Source organism: Mycobacterium sp. P7213 (assembly GCF_900604305.1).
Classification (GTDB): Bacteria; Actinomycetota; Actinomycetes; order Mycobacteriales; family Mycobacteriaceae; genus Mycobacterium.
In genome coordinates, this window is record NZ_UWOA01000010.1 from 1 (window position 1) to 19523 (window position 19523).

Annotated in this window: 17 protein-coding genes; 15 read left to right on the top strand and 2 right to left on the bottom strand. The window is 67.8% G+C overall.

Translation table 11 applies throughout. The features are described 5' to 3' along the window. Positions 1 to 106: 106 nt before the first annotated feature. Together EJK91_RS05235 and EJK91_RS05240 are read right to left on the bottom strand one after the other, a co-directional pair. Complete coding sequence (locus EJK91_RS05235; protein ID WP_036457193.1) at positions 107 to 874, bottom strand: MmpS family transport accessory protein; 768 nt, start codon at positions 872 to 874, stop codon at positions 107 to 109. Between the two features lie 65 nt (positions 875 to 939). Then, positions 940 to 1593, bottom strand: coding sequence for an SACE_7040 family transcriptional regulator (locus EJK91_RS05240; protein ID WP_036457083.1), 654 nt, complete (start codon positions 1591 to 1593; stop codon positions 940 to 942). A gap of 103 nt (positions 1594 to 1696) precedes the next feature. On the opposite strand from EJK91_RS05240, the gene EJK91_RS05245 reads away from it, so the two are divergent. From EJK91_RS05245 to EJK91_RS05315, 15 genes are all read left to right on the top strand, one after another. Continuing rightward, on the top strand, positions 1697 to 3337 hold the full coding sequence (locus EJK91_RS05245) for an AMP-binding protein (RefSeq protein WP_125078421.1): 1641 nt from the start codon (positions 1697 to 1699) through the stop codon (positions 3335 to 3337). 73 nt (positions 3338 to 3410) lie between these two features. Continuing rightward, positions 3411 to 4157, top strand: coding sequence for a CoA transferase subunit A (locus EJK91_RS05250; RefSeq protein WP_125078454.1), 747 nt, complete (start codon positions 3411 to 3413; stop codon positions 4155 to 4157). Beyond that, positions 4154 to 4795, top strand: a complete 642-nt coding sequence (locus EJK91_RS05255) for a 3-oxoacid CoA-transferase subunit B (protein WP_024440831.1) — start codon at positions 4154 to 4156, stop codon at positions 4793 to 4795. Before EJK91_RS05250 ends, EJK91_RS05255 begins: the two co-directional genes overlap by 4 nt. Further along, entirely contained in the window at positions 4792 to 6363 is a 1572-nt protein-coding gene (locus EJK91_RS05260; RefSeq protein WP_024440830.1) for a carboxyl transferase domain-containing protein, read from the top strand. The genes EJK91_RS05255 and EJK91_RS05260 overlap by 4 nt, the downstream gene beginning before the upstream one ends. 6 nt (positions 6364 to 6369) lie before the next feature. Next, the gene (locus EJK91_RS05265; protein ID WP_125078422.1) at positions 6370 to 8361 is read left to right on the top strand and encodes an acetyl/propionyl/methylcrotonyl-CoA carboxylase subunit alpha; all 1992 of its coding nucleotides are present in this window, start codon (positions 6370 to 6372) and stop codon (positions 8359 to 8361) included. Continuing rightward, positions 8358 to 9518 carry an acyl-CoA dehydrogenase family protein gene (locus tag EJK91_RS05270; protein WP_125078423.1) on the top strand — a complete coding sequence of 387 codons (1161 nt, stop codon included), beginning with the start codon at positions 8358 to 8360 and terminating at the stop codon, positions 9516 to 9518. Before EJK91_RS05265 ends, EJK91_RS05270 begins: the two co-directional genes overlap by 4 nt. 2 nt (positions 9519 to 9520) lie before the next feature. Beyond that, positions 9521 to 10018 (top strand): MaoC family dehydratase, encoded by a 498-nt coding sequence (locus EJK91_RS05275; RefSeq protein WP_125078424.1) that lies wholly within the window; start codon positions 9521 to 9523, stop codon positions 10016 to 10018. Beyond that, entirely contained in the window at positions 10015 to 10815 is an 801-nt protein-coding gene (locus tag EJK91_RS05280; protein ID WP_024440826.1) for an HpcH/HpaI aldolase/citrate lyase family protein, read from the top strand. The genes EJK91_RS05275 and EJK91_RS05280 overlap by 4 nt, the downstream gene beginning before the upstream one ends. 23 nt (positions 10816 to 10838) lie before the next feature. Beyond that, a complete protein-coding gene (locus EJK91_RS05285; RefSeq protein ID WP_125078425.1) occupies positions 10839 to 12044 on the top strand; it encodes an enolase C-terminal domain-like protein in 1206 nt (401 codons plus the stop codon). After that, positions 12041 to 12970, top strand: coding sequence for a ketopantoate reductase family protein (locus EJK91_RS05290; RefSeq protein WP_024440824.1), 930 nt, complete (start codon positions 12041 to 12043; stop codon positions 12968 to 12970). The genes EJK91_RS05285 and EJK91_RS05290 overlap by 4 nt, the downstream gene beginning before the upstream one ends. A gap of 63 nt (positions 12971 to 13033) precedes the next feature. Beyond that, the gene (locus EJK91_RS05295; RefSeq protein WP_125078426.1) at positions 13034 to 13855 is read left to right on the top strand and encodes a class I SAM-dependent methyltransferase; all 822 of its coding nucleotides are present in this window, start codon (positions 13034 to 13036) and stop codon (positions 13853 to 13855) included. A 92-nt stretch (positions 13856 to 13947) separates the two neighbouring features. Further along, positions 13948 to 14565 carry a TetR/AcrR family transcriptional regulator gene (locus tag EJK91_RS05300; protein WP_125078427.1) on the top strand — a complete coding sequence of 206 codons (618 nt, stop codon included), beginning with the start codon at positions 13948 to 13950 and terminating at the stop codon, positions 14563 to 14565. Further along, a complete protein-coding gene (locus EJK91_RS05305; protein WP_024440821.1) occupies positions 14558 to 15622 on the top strand; it encodes a DUF1214 domain-containing protein in 1065 nt (354 codons plus the stop codon). Before EJK91_RS05300 ends, EJK91_RS05305 begins: the two co-directional genes overlap by 8 nt. Further along, entirely contained in the window at positions 15619 to 16866 is a 1248-nt protein-coding gene (locus EJK91_RS05310) for a sulfotransferase family protein (RefSeq protein WP_024440820.1), read from the top strand. The genes EJK91_RS05305 and EJK91_RS05310 overlap by 4 nt, the downstream gene beginning before the upstream one ends. 60 nt (positions 16867 to 16926) lie before the next feature. Continuing rightward, positions 16927 to 19512, top strand: a complete 2586-nt coding sequence (locus EJK91_RS05315) for a multicopper oxidase domain-containing protein (RefSeq protein ID WP_125078428.1) — start codon at positions 16927 to 16929, stop codon at positions 19510 to 19512. The last annotated feature ends 11 nt before the right edge of the window (positions 19513 to 19523 follow it).

Here is a 19523-nt window from a genome sequence, read left to right on the forward strand (position 1 = left end):
GGTTGTGTACCGTCCTGCTGCTGGGCCTGCTGGCGCTGCTGCCGGTGCGGGTGCCGATGGCGCCGACCCCGCTTCGCCCGGCTTCGCCGCGCTAGCGATCGCCGCGTCAGCCGGCAGCAGCGCACACCGTGAGAATCGAACCGGTGCGCTGGCGGACTTGTGCACCGTCCACCGATACCGAGCAGGTGATCTGTTCGCCGAAATTGACCACCGTGACCGCCGCCGCCGTCGTGGCCGGCGGCGTCAGCGTCACCTGCTTGCTCCACGGCAGCGCCACATTGAACTCAGTCTTCAAGATGCCGCCGGTATCGATGTAGGCGATGCTCAGCGCCCGACCGGTCCCGCTGACGCTGTAGAGGATCGTCTCGGGCACTCCGGCAGTGGTCGATGTCGTCGGTGGAGGTGTGGTCGTTGTGCTCGGCGCCGGCGTCGTTGGCGTCGAGGGAGTGGTGGTGGGGACACGCTTGGGCACCGGGGTGCTCGGGGCGGTCGGCAACGGGGTCACCGGCGTGACGGTGGCTGAATTGCGCTGTGAGCCATTAGCAATCACCAGGGCGATCACCATGCCGACCACCAGCAGTACCGCGGCGCCGGCTACCAGGAACAGCCAGGCCGGGAACCGCGGAGGCTCCGGCGGTCCACCTTCGCCGCCGCCTACAGGTCCACCCTCCGGGGGCTGGGATGCCTCCCAGTGCTGCCGCGGCAACTGCTCGGTCGGGTGGGGAGCCTGCGGCGGATAACCGGACGGGTACGACGGCAGCTGCCCGGCGTAGGCCGGGTCGACGTAGGGCGGATAGCCGGACGTCGGCGGCTCAGACGCTCCACCGCGCTGCCAGGACTGATTAGAGCCCTCCGGTCGATACGGATCGGTCATGCCCACCTCATGGCTTGCAGGGTACCTGCGCCGGGCGTCTGCGGCCGGGACGTCGGCGCGCGGTCCTAAATTCCGGTCGCGCCCAGCGCGCTGATCGTCATCGCCCGCAACACCGCTCGCGAGCGTTCCGGGCCGGCCGACTTGGCGCCAATGGGCTTCATGCTGTGCGGGGTCGAGTTCAGCAGACCGAACGCGGCGTGCGCCATCAGCCGTGCATCGGCTTCGGCCAGCCCCGGATGCAGCGCGCGCAACACGCTCACCCACACTTCGACGTACTGCCGCTGGGCGCTGCGCACCTGACGCTGCGCGGCGGCCGGCAGGTGAGCCAGATCGCGGTCCTGGATCCGGATCAGATCCGGCTCGCCGAGGGCGAAATCGAGATGAAACTCGACCAGGCCGTCCAGCACTTGCTGCGGACTGTGTCCACCCGCTTCGACGGCGCGCGCCCCGGCGAGCAACCGGGTGCTGATACCGACGAGCAACTCGACCAGCAGCGCCTCCTTGCCTGCGAAGTGGCGGTAGATGGCCGGGCCGCTGACTCCTGCGGCCGCGCCGATGTCCTCCAGCCGCACCGCCGGGTAGCCGCCCTGCGCGAAGAGGCGTTCGGCTGCTGCGAGCAGCTGGCTACGCCGGTCGGACTTCAGCCGGCTGCGCCGGTTGCCCGGCTCGTCATTGCCCGCCGAGTCGGCTGAGATGGACTTCGGAATGGAAGAAGCCATCACGCCTCCGCTCCGTCGTGGACAACTGGAGTTAATGGCCACTAACGTAACACCCGTCGCCTGCGAGCACATCGGGCTTCGGGCGGCACCGGTGGAGGAGCCGATGTCAACTGCGGTACCCGCGGCGCAGAACGACTTGTCCTATGCCCGCGGCGGGGCTCAGCCCGCCTTGCTGGAGACGACGATCGGCGCCAATCTCGCGGCGATCGCCAGCAGGTACCCCGATCATGATGCGTTGGTTGACGTTCCGGCGGGTCGGCGCTTCAGCTACACCGAGCTGGTAGCCGAGGTGCGCCGACTGGCAACCGGGCTGCTGCATGCCGGCATCAGGCCGGGGGACCGGGTGGGCATCTGGGCGCCCAACTCTGCCGAATGGGTATTGACCCAGTACGCCAGCGCCGAGATCGGCGCGGTTCTGGTCAACGTCAACCCCGCGTATCGCTCCCACGAATTGGCCTATGCGCTCAAGCAGTCCGGGGTCGCGTTGGTCATCTCGGCGAAGCGTTTCAAGACATCTGACTACGTCGTCATGCTGCAGGAGGTGGCTCCCGAATGCCCGGAGCTGCGCGAGGTGGTGTTCATCGGCGGCTCCCGGTGGCAGGAGCTAACCGGCACGCCGATCGATGCGACAGCACTGTCGCAGGTGGCCGCGACACTGCGTGCTGATGATCCGATCAATATCCAATACACCTCGGGCACAACGGGTTATCCCAAGGGCGCGACGCTGAGCCATCGCAACATCCTTAACAACGGCTACCTGGTCGGTGAGCTGCTCGGCTACACCCCAGCAGATCGGATCTGCCTGCCCGTGCCGCTCTATCACTGCTTCGGTTCAGTGATGGGGAGCCTGGCGGCGACCAGTCACGGGGCGACCATCGTCTTGCCGGGCCCTGGATTTGAACCAGCGGCCACGCTGCGGGCCGTGCAGGATGAAGCCTGCACCAGCCTCTATGGGGTGCCCACCATGTTCATCGCCGAACTCGGCCTGGCTGACTTCGCCGAGTACGACCTGACCAGCCTGCGCAGCGGAATCATGGCGGGATCGCCGTGCCCGGCCGAGGTGATGCGACGGGTCATCGACGACATGCAGATGACCGGGGTCGCGATCTGCTACGGCATGACCGAGACCTCTCCGGTGTCGACCCAAACCCGCGGCGAGGACTCGCTGGTGCAGCGAGTCGAGACCGTCGGCCGGGTCGGCCCGCACCTGGAGATCAAGCTGACCGACCCGGCCACCGGTGTGACGGTGCCGCGCGGGCAGGTCGGCGAGCTGTGCACCCGCGGTTACTCGGTGATGACCGGCTACTGGAACGACCCGGACAAGACTGCGGAGGCCATCGACACCGAAGGCTGGATGCACACCGGCGACCTGGCCGTGATGGACGGCGACGGCTATCTGCGTATCACCGGGCGGATCAAGGACATGGTGATCCGTGGCGGGGAGAACATCTACCCGCGCGAGATCGAGGAATTCCTCTACACCCATCCCGACATCCGCGACGCCCAGGTCATCGGTGTGCCCGACGACACCTATGGCGAGGAGCTGATGGCGGTAGTGATGATGCGCGACGGAGCACCGCCGCTGACCGTCGAGCGGCTGCGGGAGTTCTGCACCGGCCGGCTCGCGCACTTCAAAGTGCCGCGCTATGTGCGGGTTGTGACCGAGTTCCCCATGACGGTCACCGGCAAGGTCCGCAAGGACGAGATGCGCCAGCAGGCAATCGAGCATTTGGGCGGCGGCTGACAGGGCTGCTAGAGAATGGTATTCTCTGGCATCAGTTAATGAATATTAACTGAAATGAGGAGGCGCGGTGGCGATAGACAAGGTCGTGGCGACGGCGGCAGAGGCCGTGGCCGACGTGACCGACGGCGCGTCACTGGCAGTCGGCGGATTCGGGCTCTGTGGCATCCCGGAGGCGTTGATCGAGGCCCTCCTTCAGCTCGGGGTCACCGATCTGGAAACGGTGTCGAACAACTGCGGCGTCGACGGCATCGGGCTGGGAGTGCTGTTGGAGCACAAGCGCATCCGCCGCACCGTGAGCTCCTATGTCGGCGAGAACAAGGAGTTCGCCCGGCAGTTTCTCTCCGGCGAGCTCGAGGTGGAGCTGACCCCGCAGGGCACCCTCGCCGAGCGGCTGCGCGCCGGCGGCGCCGGCATCCCGGCCTTTTACACGCCCACCGGCGTGGGCACCCAGGTCGCCGACGGAGGTTTGCCGTGGCGCTACGACGGGGCCGGTGGGGTGGCGGTGGCCTCGCCACCGAAGGAGACCCGGGAGTTCGACGGCCGAACCTATGTCTTGGAGCGGGCGATTCGCACCGACTTCGCGCTGGTGCACGCCTGGAAGGGCGACCGGCACGGCAACCTCGTCTACCGCGAGGCCGCCGCCAACTTCAACCCGGACTGCGCTGCGGCAGGCCGGATCACCATCGCCGAGGTCGAGCACCTGGTCGAGCCCGGTGAGATCTGCCCCGCCGAGGTGCACACCCAGGGAGTCTTCGTGCACCGGGTGGTGCACGTGCCCGATCCGATCAAGCGAATCGAGCGGGAGACGGTGCGCGCATGACCCTGACAAGAGATGAACTGGCCGCACGGGTCGCCGCCGAGTTGCGCGACGGTCAGTACGTCAACCTCGGCATCGGCCTGCCCACCTTGATTCCCAACCACATCCCCGACGGCGTCAATGTGGTGCTGCACTCGGAGAACGGAATCCTCGGGGTCGGCCCCTACCCGCTGCGCGAAGACCTCGACGCCGACCTGATCAACGCCGGCAAAGAAACAGTGACCACCCTGCCCGGCGCCTCGTTCTTCTCGTCGTCGGCCTCGTTCGGCGTCATCCGCGGCGGCCACCTGGACGTGGCGGTCCTTGGCGCCATGCAGGTTTCGGCCGCCGGCGACCTGGCCAACTGGATGATCCCCGGCAAGATGATCAAAGGTATGGGTGGAGCCATGGACCTGGTGCACGGAGCGCGCCGGGTGATCGTGATGATGGAACACGCCGCCAAAGACGGCAGCGCCAAGATCGTCGAGCAGTGCACGCTGCCGCTCACCGGCGCCCGCTGCGTCAACCGGATCATCACCGACCTGGCCGTCATCGACGTCACCGAGAACGGGTTGGCGCTGATCGAGACCGCGCCGGGCATCACCGTCGACGACGTGGTCGCGAAAACCGATGCTCCGCTGGACTTGTCGGCACTGTCATGACAACATCGGCATTCGCTGACGAGCACCGCCGCCTGGTCGCCGAACTCAAGAACAAGCTGGCGACCGCGGCGCTGGGCGGCAACGAGCAGTCCCGCCAGCGCCACGTGGCTCGCGGAAAGCTATTGCCCCGCGACCGGGTTGACCGGCTGCTGGACCCCGGTAGCCCGTTCCTGGAACTGGCGCCACTGGCCGCCGACGGGATGTACGACGACGAGTGCCCCGGGGCGGGGATCATCACCGGCATCGGTCGGGTGTCAGGCCGGGAATGCGTGATCGTCGCCAATGACGCCACCGTCAAGGGCGGCACCTACTACCCGGTGACGGTCAAAAAGCACCTGCGTGCCCAAGAGGTGGCATTGGGCAACCGGCTGCCCTGCCTGTACCTGGTGGACTCGGGTGGAGCGTTCCTGCCCCGCCAGGACGAAGTCTTCCCCGACCGTGAGCACTTCGGGCGGATCTTCTTCAACCAGGCCACCATGAGCGCTGCGGGCATTCCGCAGATCGCGGCGGTGCTCGGTTCGTGCACCGCCGGCGGCGCCTACGTCCCGGCCATGAGCGACGAAGCCGTCATCGTCCGGGAACAGGGCACCATCTTCCTGGGCGGGCCGCCGCTGGTGAAGGCCGCCACCGGTGAAGTGGTGACCGCCGAAGAACTCGGCGGCGGTGACCTGCACTCCAAGGTCTCCGGGGTCACCGACTACCTGGCCGACGACGACGAACACGCGCTGCGCATAGTGCGCCAGATCGCGGCCACCTTCGGCCCTCGCCCCGAAAGCCCATGGGAGATAAGCGACTCTGTCGAGCCCCGCCATGACCCGGCCGAGCTCTACGACGTGGTTCCCCCGGACCCGCGGGTGCCCTACGACGTGCGCCAGGTGATCGTGCGGCTGGTCGACGGCAGCGAGTTCAGCGAGTTCAAGGCCGAGTACGGCAAGACGCTGGTCACCGCGTTCGCGCGCATCCACGGCCACCCGGTCGGGATCATCGCCAACAACGGGGTGCTGTTCGGTGAATCCGCGGTCAAAGGGGCGCACTTCATCGAGCTGTGCGACAAACGCTCGATACCACTGGTGTTCCTGCAGAACATCGCCGGGTTCATGGTCGGCCGGGACTATGAGGCCGGGGGCATCGCCAAACACGGCGCGAAGATGGTCACCGCCGTGGCGTGTGCGCGGGTGCCCAAGCTGACGGTCGTGATCGGCGGGTCCTACGGGGCGGGCAACTACTCCATGTGCGGCCGGGCGTACTCGCCGCGATTCCTGTGGATGTGGCCCAACGCCCGGATCTCGGTGATGGGTGGCGAGCAGGCCGCGTCGGTGCTGGCCACCGTGCGCAGCGATCAACTCGACGCCGCCGGCAAGCCGTGGTCGGCCGCCGACGAGGAGGCCTTCAAGGCCCCGATCCGTGAGCAATATGAGGTGCAGGGCAACCCGTACTACTCGACCGCGCGGCTGTGGGACGACGGGATTATCGACCCGGCTGACACCAGAACAGTATTGGGCCTTGCGCTTTCGGTCTGCTCGAACGCGCCTTTGGACCCGGTCTCCTACGGCGTATTCCGGATGTGAGCGCACATGTTTGAAACCGTCTTGATAGCCAATCGCGGTGAGATCGCGGTACGGGTGATCCGCACCCTGCGCCGGATGGGCATCCGGTCAGTAGCCGTCTACAGCGACGCTGACGCCGGGGCGCGCCACGTGTGTGAAGCCGACACCGCGGTGCGCCTGGGGCCCGCACCGGTACTGGAGAGCTACCTGTCGATACCCAAAGTGCTCGAGGCCGCCGCGGCCACCGGCGCCCAGGCCATTCACCCCGGCTACGGATTCCTTTCCGAGAACGCCGGATTCGCGGCCGCCTGCGAACGGGCTGGAGTGGTCTTCATCGGGCCGCCGGCTCGGGCCATCGAGGTGATGGGCGACAAGATCTCAGCGAAGAACACCGTCACCGCCTTCGAGGTGCCGGTGGTTCCGGGGATCGCCAAACCCGGTCTGTCCGACGACGAGCTGGTGGCCGCGGCAGCCGAGATCGGTTACCCGGTGCTGATCAAGCCGTCGGCCGGCGGCGGTGGCAAAGGCATGCACCTGGTGGACGACCCGGCGCAGCTGCGCCCGGCGCTGGCCACTGCCCGGCGCGAGGCGGCCTCGGCGTTCGGTGACGACACCTTGTTCTTGGAGCGATTCGTGCTGCGGCCGCGCCACATCGAGGTACAGGTGCTCGCCGACACCCAGGGCAACGTGGTGCACCTCGGCGAACGTGAATGCAGCCTGCAGCGACGCCACCAGAAGGTGATCGAAGAGGCACCGTCCCCGTTGCTGGACGCCGCCACCCGCGACCGGATCGGTACGGCGGCCTGCAACACCGCCCGCAGCGTGGACTACGTCGGCGCCGGCACCGTGGAGTTCATCGTCTCGGCGGATCGCCCCGATGAGTTCTTCTTCATGGAGATGAACACCCGGTTGCAGGTGGAACACCCGGTCACCGAGGCGATCACCGGCCTGGACCTCGTCGAGTGGCAGCTGCGGGTGGCCGCCGGGGAGAAGCTGACCTTCACCCAGGACGACATCACCTTCACCGGGCACGCCGTCGAAGCCCGGGTGTATGCCGAAGACCCGGCTCGGGGCTTCCTGCCCACCGGCGGGCGGGTGCTTGCGGTGCACGAACCCACCGGTCCGGGGGTGCGGGTGGACTCGTCGTTGCTGGACGGCACCGTCGTAGGCAGTGACTACGACCCGATGCTGTCCAAGGTAATCGCGCACGGGGCCGACCGGGCGCAGGCACTGGCGCGACTCGATGCGGCGCTGGCCGGCACGGCGGTGTTCGGGGTGCAGACCAACATCGAGTTCCTGCGGTTCCTGCTGGCCGATGCGCGGGTGATCGCCGGTGACCTCGACACCGAACTGCTCGACGCCCGGTCGGGCCACTTCACACCGCTGCCCGCTCCCGACGATGTGTTGGCCGCCGGTGGCCTCTACCGCCAGTGGGAGCTGGCCCAGCGCGGCCGCACGGACCTGTGGGCATCCCCGAGCGGATGGCGGATCGGCGCGGCGGCGCCGGTGCGCACGCAGATGCACACCCCGCTGCGCACCGAGACGGTGTCGGTGTGGGGCCTGCCCGACGCCGCGCAGGTGCAGATCGGCGAGGGCGAGATCCAGGGCGCCAGCGCCCATGTCGAAGGCGATCAGCTGATCGCGACCGTGGCCGGGCGGCAACGTCGCTACCTGTTCGCCGAGGACGACGGCCAACTGTGGATCTGCGACGAACGCGGGAGTTGGCAGCTGCGGGAGGCCCAGGAAAGCACTGTGGTGCGGTCCGCCGCCGGCCCGCGTACCGCAGAGATCGCCAGTCCGATGCCGGGCACCGTGATCGCCGTCGCTGTGGAATCGGAATCCACTGTCGGCGAAGGTGCTCCGGTGGTCGTGGTCGAGGCGATGAAGATGGAGCACACCCTGACCGCCCCGATTTCCGGCCGGGTGCAGGTGTTGGTGGCGGTGGGCGATCAGGTGAAGGTGGATCAGGTGCTGGCGCGGCTGGTCCCGGAGGAAGAGACCGAGGAAGCGAAATCATGACGACGATCGAGGCAGGAACCCTGCCGAGCCACTATCAGGACTTGCGCGACACCGTCGCCGAGTTCGCCCGCACCGTCGTCGCTCCGGTGGCGGCCAAGCACGACGAAGAGCACAGCTTTCCCTACGAAGTCATCGCCAAGATGGGGGAGATGGGGCTGTTCGGCCTGCCGTTCCCCGAGGAGTACGGCGGGATGGGCGGCGACTACTTCGCCCTGGCGCTCGCCCTGGAGGAACTCGGCAAGGTCGACCAGTCGGTGGCGATGACCCTGGAGGCCGGCGTCGGCCTGGGGGCGATGCCGATCTACCGGTTCGGCTCCGAGGAACAAAAGCAGACCTGGCTGCCGGATCTGGTTGCCGGTCGCACCCTGGCCGGCTTCGGGCTGACCGAGCCGGGCGCCGGCTCCGATGCCGGCGGCACCCGGACCACCGCCCGCCGCGACGGCGACGAGTGGGTCATCAACGGCACCAAGCAGTTCATCACCAACTCCGGCACTGACATCACCTCACTGGTGACCGTCACCGCCGTCACCGGAACGCGGCCTGACGGCAAGAAGCAGATCTCCACCATCATCGTGCCCTCCGGCACACCCGGATTCACCGTCGAACCGGCCTACAACAAGGTCGGCTGGAACGCCTCGGACACCCACCCGCTCACCTTCGCCGACGCCCGCGTTCCCCACGCCAACCTGCTCGGTGACGAGGGCCGTGGCTACGCCAACTTCCTGTCCATCCTCGACGAGGGCCGCATCGCGATCGCCGCGGTCGCCACCGGGGTGGCGCAGGGCTGTGTCGACGAAAGCGTCAAGTACGCCGGCGAGCGTGAGGCGTTCGGCCAGACGATCGGCTCCTACCAGGCGATCAGCTTCAAGATCGCCCGGATGGAGGCCCGTGCCCACGTCGCCCGTACCGCCTACTACGACGCCGCGGCGAAGATGCTGGCGGGCAAGCCGTTCAAGAAGGAAGCTGCGATCGCCAAGATGATCTCCTCGGAAGCGGCGATGGACAACGCCCGCGACGCCACCCAGATCCACGGCGGCTACGGCTTCATCAACGAGTATCCGGTGGCCCGGCACTACCGCGACAGCAAGATCCTCGAGATCGGTGAGGGCACCACCGAGGTGCAACTGATGCTGATCGCACGATCGCTGGGGCTGTGACGATGGCCGACAACGTGAGCAAGATCGTCGAGCAGCGCGGCCTGTGGTTCGAGGAATACGAGATCGGCACCACCTACCTGCACCGGCCCGGGCGCACCATCACCGAAGCCGACAACGTGCTGTTCACCACGCTGACCATGAACACCCAATCGCTGCACCTGGATGCGGCATGGGCGGCCCAGCAGCCGGGATTTCGCGGTGAGCGCCTGGTGAATTCGATGTTCACCCTCTCCACCCTGGTCGGCCTCTCGGTGGCGCAGCTGACGCTGGGCACCATCGTGGCCAACCTGGGCTTCTCGGAGGTGTCGTTCCCCAAGCCGGTGTTTCACGGCGACACGCTCTACGCCGAGACGGTCTGTACCGACAAGCGGGAGTCCCAGAGCCGTCCCGGCGAGGGCATCGTGACGTTGGAGCACGTCGGACGTAACCAGAACGGCGACATCGTTGCCCGCGCGGTACGCACCACGCTGGTGCGCAAGCGGCCAGAGGACGGACGATGAGTGGCGTCGGCCCGGCGTGGCTGTTCTGCCCGGCGGATCGCCCGGAGCGATACGGCAAAGCGGCTGCGGTCGCCGACGTGGTGATCCTGGACCTGGAAGACGGTGTGGCCGCTGCGGATCGGCCCGCCGCTCGCGAAGCGTTGCGGAGCACGCCGCTTGACCCGGAGCGGACCGTGGTGCGGGTGAACCCGGCTGGAACCGAAGACCAGGCCCGCGACTTGGAGGCCCTGGCAGACACTGCCTACACGACGGTGATGCTGGCCAAGACCGAATCCGCCGCCCAGGTCGCCGCGCTGGCGCCCCGGCAGGTGGTGGCCTTGATCGAGACCCCACGCGGCGCGGTGTTCTGCGCCGAGATCGCCGCCGCACAGCAATGCGTCGCGATGATGTGGGGCGCCGAAGATCTGGTCGCGGCCATGGGCGGCGGTTCCAGCAGGCACTCCGACGGCCGGTACCGCGATGTGGCCCGCCACGTGCGCTCGAGTGTGTTGTTGGCGGCCTCGACGTTCGGCCGGGCCGCACTGGACGCCGTCTACCTCAACATCCGCGACCTCGACGGGCTCAAAGCCGAAGCACTCGATGGTGCCGCGGTCGGATTCGCTGCTACGGTGTGCATCCACCCGAGCCAGATCGCGGTGGTCCGTGACGCCTATCGGCCCGCCCCGGAACGGGTTGACTGGGCGCGCAGGGTGCTCGCCGCGGCGCAGACCGAGCGCGGGGTGTTCGCGTTCGAAGGACAGATGGTCGACTCCCCGGTGCTGCGGCACGCGGAAGCCATCCTGCGGCGAGCGGATTGACGCACCAGGAGGACTGACCGCGCATGCGCATCACCCAGATCATCGAGACACCGGTCCGATTGCGCGGCGAGGTCGCCAACGCCTTGGTCGATTTCTCCCGGCACACGGTGTCGCTGGTCGCGGTGGTCAGCGACCAGATCCGCGACGGGAAGCCGGTGACCGGGGTCGCGTTCAACTCGATCGGCCGATTCGCTCAGAGCGGCATCCTGGCCGACCGGATGATCCCGCGAGTGTTGCGCGCGAGCCCCGAGTCCTTGCTTGACGACGCCGGCCGCATCGATCCTGCGCGGGTGCTGTGTTGTGCGCTGGCAGATGAGAAGCCCGGCGGGCATGGCGACCGGGCCGGTGCCGCAGCCGCACTGGAATTGGCGTGCTGGGACCTGAACGCCAAACTGGCCGACGAGCCCGCCTACCGCACCATCGCCGAGTACTTCGGCAGGGAGTTGGGCGGGGACCCCGTCAACACCGCCGTCCCGGTGTATGCCGCCGGCGGCTACTACTACCCGGGCTCCGATCGCGCGGACTCGACTGCCGCCCTGGACCGGCTGCGCAGCGAGATCCGCGGCTATCTCGATCTGGGCTACGACGCGGTCAAGATGAAGATCGGCGGCACGTCGACCAGCGAAGACCTGGCACGCATCGAGGCCGTGATCGACATCGTCGGCAGCGGATCCCGGGTCGCCGTCGACGCCAACGGCCGGTTCGACGAGGCCGGCGCAGTGCAGTGGGCACAGGCTCTGAACCCCTATGACCTGCGCTGGTACGAAGAGCCCGGTGACCCACTCGATTTCGCATTGAATGCCGCGGTCATTGAGGCCTACGACGGCGCCATCGCCACCGGAGAGAACCTTTTCTCACAGCGCGATGCGACCAACCTCGTTCGCTACGCCGGCATGCGGCCGGGCATCGACATCTTCCAGATGGATGCCGGGCTCAGCTACGGCCTCACCGAATACGTCCGGATGATCGAGACGCTCGAACAGCAGGGGTTTGATCGTCGCTTCGCCTTCCCGCACGGCGGGCACCTGATCAATCTGCACATCGTGGTCGCGCTGGGTCTGGGCGGCTGCGAGTCCTATCCCGGGGTGTTCGCACCGTTCGGCGGCTACGCACCGGGTTGTGTATTGACCGAGGGCACCATCGCCCCGACCGACGCGCCAGGCTTCGGGCTGGAGGAGAAACCCGACCTGGCTGCCGTGATCGCCGATCTGGTGGGAATGAGCCGATGAAGATCGCGGTCATCGGATGCGGCGCCATGGGTTCGATCTACGCCGCCAGATTGGCGGCGGCCGGCAACGACGTGCTGGCCGTGGACCGGTCGAGCGCACACGTCGACGCCATCGCCGCCAATGGCCTACGGATCAGCGGGCCGCAGCCTGACCAGGTGGTGCCAATGCGCGCGGCCACCACCGCCCCGGCCGAGCCGATGGATCTGGTGGTGCTGGCGGTCAAGGCCGCCGACGTCGCCACCGGGGCCAACCAGGCACTGCCACTGCTCGGCGACACCACGCCGGTGTTGACCATCCAGAACGGTCTCGGGTCGGCCGACACCGTCGCCGACATCGTCGGCGCGCATCGCGTTGCGGTGGGCATCGCCAGTGGATTCGGGGCGTCGCGTCCCGCCCCGGGGCATGTACACCACAACGCGATGCGCGCCGTCCGGTTCGGCGCCTATGCGGCGCTGCCCTTTTCGACTGTCGATCAGATCGCCCGGGTGTGGTCGGAGGCGGGATTCGACGCGGCCGCGGTCGCCGACATCGCCGCCATGCAGTGGGAGAAGCTGATCTGCAACGCCGCCTACAGCGCGCCGTGCGCGCTGACCGGCATGACGGTGGGGCAGGTCATGGACGACGCAGACATGGGACCGGTCAGCCGTGCCACCGCGACCGAGGCCTGGACGGTGGCACGCGCCGCCGGAATCGGCATCGATGTGGCAGACCCGGTCGAGCATGTCCGGGCCTTCGGTGCGCAGATGCCGAACGCCAAACCGTCTGCGCTACTGGATCATCTGGCCCGCCGAGTCAGCGAGATCGACGTCATCAACGGCGCCGTGGTGCGCACGGCCGCACAGGTGGGGGAGCAGGTACCGGTGAACGCCACGCTGACCGCGCTGGTCAAAGCGGTTGAACGTCAGTGGATCGCGCCCGAGGGCTGAACACCACGCTGAGATGCGTTCAGCTCCGCGCGGTTGCCGCCGGCGGCGCTAGCGTGGACTGGCATGACCGATGACAAGGCACGGGTGGACCTGAGCGGGTCCCCGCAGACCATGCTCGCGACGCTGTACGCCAAGGCGCTGGATGCCGATCTGCCCGCACCCATCTTGGGAGATCGCTACGCCAAGGACGTGGTCGCACGCATCGACTACGACTGGCGCAAGACCACCATCACCGCGGCCCGATCACCGTCGGTGACCACCCGTGCGGCGCACTTCGACAGCTGGGCCCGCCGATTCCTGACGGCCGAACCCGACGCCGTGGTCCTGCACCTCGGCTGTGGGCTCGACGCCCGATACTTCCGACTGCAACCGGGCGATGGAATCGACTGGCATGAGATCGACTATCCCGATGTCGCCGCCCTGCGTCGGCGCCTGCTGCCCGAACGACCGCACAACCACGTGGTGGCCGCGTCGGTCACCGACCCGGCATGGCTTGCCGAAATCCCCAGCGGCCGCCCGACATTGATGCTGGGCGAGGGCCTGACCATGTACCTCACCGAATCTGACGGGGTGGCGTTGCTGCGCCGTGTCGTCGAGCACGCCCCGAGCGGGGAGCTGCAGTTCGATGCCTTCAACTGGCTGGCTATCAAGTCGCAATGGTCCAACGCGGTGGTGCGCAAATCCGGGGCGACGCTGCACTGGGCGATCAACGGCCCCGACGACATTCTTGCCGCGGTACCGGGCACCCGGCTCCTGCAATGGGAGCGCTGGTTCGAGTCGGATACCTTCGCCCAACTGCCGCGCGCCTACCGGGCGCTGGGCAAGGCGATGTCGCTGGTTCCGGCGGTAGCGAACATGTCGCAATACCACCGTTACGCATTCTGACCTGCGCAGGTCGGCCGCCCGCCACACCATTGACTAATTACGTTACGTAATGTAACTGTTTAGGGCGTGAGTCGCCGACAGCGGACGTCACAGTGACGACGGGCCCGGACCAGGCCCCGGTCGGTCGAGGACGCCCGCGCGATCCGCGCACCGTGCGGGCCATCACCGAGGCCGCCCGCCGGCTACTGGCTCGCGACGGCTACGACCAGGTGTCGATCGAGGCGATCGCCCGCGAGGCAGACGTCAGCCGCCCCACCGTCTACCGACGCTGGCCGTCGAAGACGCACCTGGTGTTCGACGCGGTTTTCGGTGCCGCCGAGGGCAGTGACGTGCTGACCAGCTCGGGCGATTTTGAAGCCGATCTGCGCCAATTCGTTGCCCGGGTGTTCGAGTTCTGGCGCGCACCGGACGTGGCCGCTGCGGCACTGGGCATCCTGGCCGATCGCCACCGCGACCCGGAGCTGTTCATCCGCACCCAACAGCTACTCGACGAGACGACCCGCACCGCCTTCGCTGTGCTGGTCCGCGCCGGTATCGACCAAGGCGTGCTCGAAGCCGACGTCGATATCGAGATCGCCTATGACGCCTTGGTGGGCACCAGCTTCTACATCGCCCAAGTCTTGGCCACCGAGACCGTCGACGCCGCCGCCGACAGACTGTGCGCCCTGCTGCTGCAGGGAATGAGAAAAAGGGAGAACCGGGATGAGTGACGAGCTGTCTCAGGCCTTTGCGGACTTGCTTGACGAGGTGCGCGTCGTCGAGCAGCGTCTACTGAACGCCGATCCGCCACTGGAGGAGGCCGATGTCCTCGACGGCTATCGATGGGCGTTGAGCCTGCTGCGCGTCGCCTCCGAGGCCTACATCTGGGGCGATGCGGACAAACCGATCCTGGTCGACGTGATCGGACCCTATCTCAAGTGGGGCGGCGACAATTCGGATGCCTTCTATCAGTTGGCGCCCGTCGACCCGAGCCGCAGCTATCGGGTCACCGGCAACCGTGGCGACGGGGTCTACCTGTCCATGACCGTCTACGGCGGCCCCGATGACGGCCGCTACAGCGACCGCATCATCGACACCATCAACGATCGCGACCTCGGTTGCGACGCCGACGGCAACTTCGAGTTCATCATCAGTGCGCAAGAGCAGCAGGGCAACTGGCTCAAACTGGAGCCCGACGCCGTGTTCATCCTGACCCGCGACTACCTCACCGACCCCGGCACCGATCGACGCGTGCAGTGGAAGATCGAGGCACTTGATGACACGCCGCGGCGCCCCGACAGCCCGGCCGACCTGAGCCGGCGGATGCGCGCGGCGCGCACCTGGATTCGCGAACAGGCCGCCATGGCGCCCGTGCGACTGCCGGCCAACGCGCTGCAGGATCCGTACCCGGTTCCCAGCCGCACCGTGGGCTGGGCTGCCGGCGATGCCGCCTATGCGATGGGCGCCTACGAACTGCAACCCGGCCAGGCCCTGGCCATCGAAGGAACCTCACCGGAGTGTGTGTTCTGGAATCTGTGCCTGTGGAATCCGTTCCTGCACACCTACGACTACACCCGCGAGCGAGTCACCATCAACGGTGCGCACGTCACCTACGCACCCGACGGGTCCTGGCAGATCGTGATAAGCGAAACCGATCCCGGACATCCGAACTGGGTGTCCACCGCGGGCCGGTCGAAAGGTCTGATCTGGCTGCGCTGGTTCCTGCCCGAGGCCACCCCCGACCCACTGGTCTGCCGGGTCGTCGACGTCGCAGAGCTGGCCTCGTGAGCGCCGCCACGCGGCCCGGCGCCATTCGGCTTACAGACCTGGCCAATCCGGTCTTTCCCGAGGCCGCCGGCCCGATGCGCGAAGGCCTGGCCGGCTACGGCGCGATCCTGCAACTCACCCCGGAAGCCCTGCTGCAGGCGGCAACCGAACGAACAGGCCTGGACAACTGGGGCGACAATGGATTCGCCGAACGCCTCGACGTGCTCTGTGGCTCGCTGGTCGCCGAGGCCGACCTGTCCGGTGTTGGGCGGGCGATGGCGTTCGAACAACTGGTGGGCCACCTGGTCAACCGGCTTCGGCTGGAAGACCTGATCGAGGCGAACCCCGAGATCGAGAGCGTCGAGATCGAACGCCCGATCATCATCTGCGGGCTGCCACGGACCGGCACCACCCACCTGCACAACTTGATCGCCGCCGACCCGGCCCTGCGCTACCTGCCGTACTGGGAGAGCATGGAGCCGGTCGCCACTCCGGGCGAACCCGATCCGCAGGCCAGGCGTGACCGCTGCGCCGTCGGCCTGGATCTGATCAATACCTCGATGCCCGAGTTCAAACGCATGCATGACATGACCGTCGACCACGCGCACGAAGAGATCCAGCTGCTGGGCAACGACATCTCCGGAATGCTCTTCGAATGTAGTTACTACGTGCCGACATTCGCGCAGCACTACAAGGAACACGATCAGAGCGCGTCGTACGCCTACATGAAGCGCACGTTGCAGGCACTGCAATGGCTGCGCGGTGGGACCCGCTGGGTGCTCAAGTCGCCCCAGCATCTGGAGCAGTTCCCCGCGCTGTATGCCACTTTCCCCGACGCCACCTTCGTTGTCACCCATCGGGATCCGGTCGAGGTGACGCGATCGATGGCGACCATGATCAGCTATGCGGCACGGATGGCCTGCGACCATCCCGATCCGGTCAAGATCTCGAAGTATTGGCTGGACCGGGCCGACGACCTGCTCACCGGCTGCCTGCGCGATCGCGAGGTGCTGCCGGCCGCGCAGTCCGTCGACGTGCGGTTCGAGGACTTCATGGCTGATGAGGACGGGACCGTCGCTGCCATCTACGAGCTCGCGGGTCAGCCTCTCGACACCCGGGCTAAAGAAGCCATGACGCAGTTCTGTGCCGAGCACCCCCGCGGGCGCTACGGTGCGGTGGACTACCGACCGGCCGATCTGGGTCTGGATGCCGACGAGGTGGCGAACCGACTGCGCGACTACCGAAACCGGTTCGTCGCCGACTGAGGGCTTTCGATGTCTAAGGTCACTTCCGGCTGAGCGCGCCGCCACCGTAGCCTGGCGAACATGATCCAGTTGGGACCGCCGCCCCCCGCGCCGGTCGTCAAACCCCGCCGCCGGGGCGGACCGCGCGGGCCGGTGTTCCTCGGCGCCAACATCGTGGTGCTGGGTTGGCTGGCCGTCGCGGTGGCGCTGCTGGCCGCCCACAACGTCGTTGCGCACCCGATCTGGCTGCCGGTGCACGCGCTACTCCTCGGTGCGGCCACCAACGCGATCGTCATCTGGTCGGGACACTTCACCACCACGCTGTGCCGGGTTCCCGACCCACCGCAATGGCACCTGGTGGCCAAGCTGTCCCTGCTCAACCTCGCGGTAATCGCGACCCTGGCCGGAGTGGCCTTCAACACCGAGGCGTTGACCGGGATGGGTGGCACGGCCGTGGCCGCGGTGGCCGTCGCCCACGGTGCCGAGTTGATCGCGATGAAAAAGCGCGCCCTGTCGGCGCGCTTCGACTACCTGGTCGGCTTCTACCTGGCAGCCATCGCCGCGCTGCTGGCCGGATCGGCGACCGGTGCTGCCATGGCCTTCGGGGTAGCCCGCTGGTATGCGCGGCTGTGGACCACCCATGTGCACGTGATGCTCTACGGCTGGATCGGCCTGACAGTGGTGGGCACCTTGTTCACCCTGTGGCCCACCACAATCCGCGAGAAGATCACCCCGCGCAGCTTTGCGATGGCCCAGCGCGCGCTGCCGACGCTGACGGTGGGCCTAACCGTTGCGGCCGCCGGCCTGCTCACCGACAGCTGGTGGCTGACCGCCACCGGACTGCTGGGGTATGCGGTCGGGGTCGGTCTGTCCATCGTCGGGTTATGGCCAGGGCGTAGCTTCACCGGACCCGCGGCCTGGATGCTGGTCGGCGCGACAGCCTGGCTCGGGGTCGCCGTCCTGATCGAGACGATCCGTCTGATCGCCGCCCGCTCCGTCGACGTGCTGCCCGCATTCGTGGAGAACACCCTGCTGCCGCTGCTGGCGGTCGGATTCGTCGCCCAGATCCTGCTGGGCGCCCTGAGCCAACTGCTGCCGATCCTGGTGGCCAACGGCCCACCCGTTCGCAAAGCCGTCATCAGCTACTTGGACCAGGGCTGGCAGGCCCGGGTCTGCGCGATCAACCTCGCCGTCCCGCTGGTGGCCGGGCCGTGGCGACCACCCGTGCCGTTGATCGGCTGGGTGCTGGCCGCGGTCGCGGTCGCCAGCTTCGTACTGCTGGCGCTGCGGCTCGCGCTACCCGTGGCGCTGCGCGGCCCGCTCGACACCGAGGCGATCGCACCGCATCCCCGGGCGGTCACCGGCGCGGTCGCCGTCGCCGCGGCGGTCGCCGTCGCCGCCGCGCTGGGGCTGGGGGTCGGCGGCCCCGCGTCCTCGGGGGCCGCCGGTGTCTCCGGTGAAGCCCGCACCGTCGACGTCACCCTGAAGAACATGCGGTTCTCCCCGGATGTGATCAACGTGCCGGCGGGAACCCGATTGGTGCTGCGAGTCACCAACATCGACGGACTGCCGCACGACTTGCACGTCGACACCGGCGAGCGCACCCCACGGTTGAGTCGCGGCCAGACCGCGGTGCTGGATCTCGGTGCGGTGCGCCAGGACCGGGAGGCATGGTGCGACGTACCCGGTCACCGGGCGGCCGGCATGACGATGACGATCCACGCCCTCGGTGGTGTCCCGCGGCATGAGCACAGCGGCGGGGAGCATGGTGGCCTGTCCGCACCGACGGTTTTGGACCTGGCCGCCGATCCGTCCCCCGGCTGGCGGCCGCGCGATGCGATGCTCGCGGCGGCGACCCCGGGTGTGCATCGGGTGGAACTGCACGCTGTCGACCGGGAATTGGAGATCGCTCCCGGTCGCCGGGAGATCCGCTGGACCTTCGGCGGTGTCGAACCGGCACCGACCCTGCACGGCCGGGTCGGAGACACCTTCGAGATCACCCTGATCAACGACGCGAGCATGGGCCACGGAATCGACTTTCACGCCGGCGCGCTCGCCCCGGACCAACCGATGCGCACCTTGGCGCCGGGGGAGCGGCTGGTCTACCGGTTCACGGCGCAGCGGGCCGGCGCCTGGCTTTATCACTGCAGTACCCCGCCGATGGCGCTGCACATCGCCAACGGCATGTACGGGGCGGTGATCATCGACCCGCCCGGGTTGGCGGCGGTCGATCGGGAATACGCCCTGGTCGGTGCGCAGCTCTATGCGAGCGCACCGGATTCCGACGCCCAAACCACGGCCATCCGCGCCGGCCAGCCCGACGGCTGGATGTTCAACGGGACCGCGGCCCAGTACATGCACGCCCCGCTTCCGGCGCGCACCGGCGAACGGGTGCGCGTCTGGGTGGTCAATGCCGGCCCGGGCGACTCGATCGCATTCCACGTCGTCGGGTCGCAGTTCGACACCGTCTACAAAGAGGGCGCTTGGCTGTTGCGGCCCAATGACCCTTCGGCGCCGGCAGGAGGTGCGCAGGCTCTCGACCTGGCGCCCGCCCAAGGCGGGTTCGTCGAGCTCACCTTCCCCGAACCGGGCCACTATCCGTTCATGGATCACGACATGCGGCACGCCGAGAACGGTGCGCACGGCATCTTCGAGGTCTCCGGCTGACGGCCCGACAC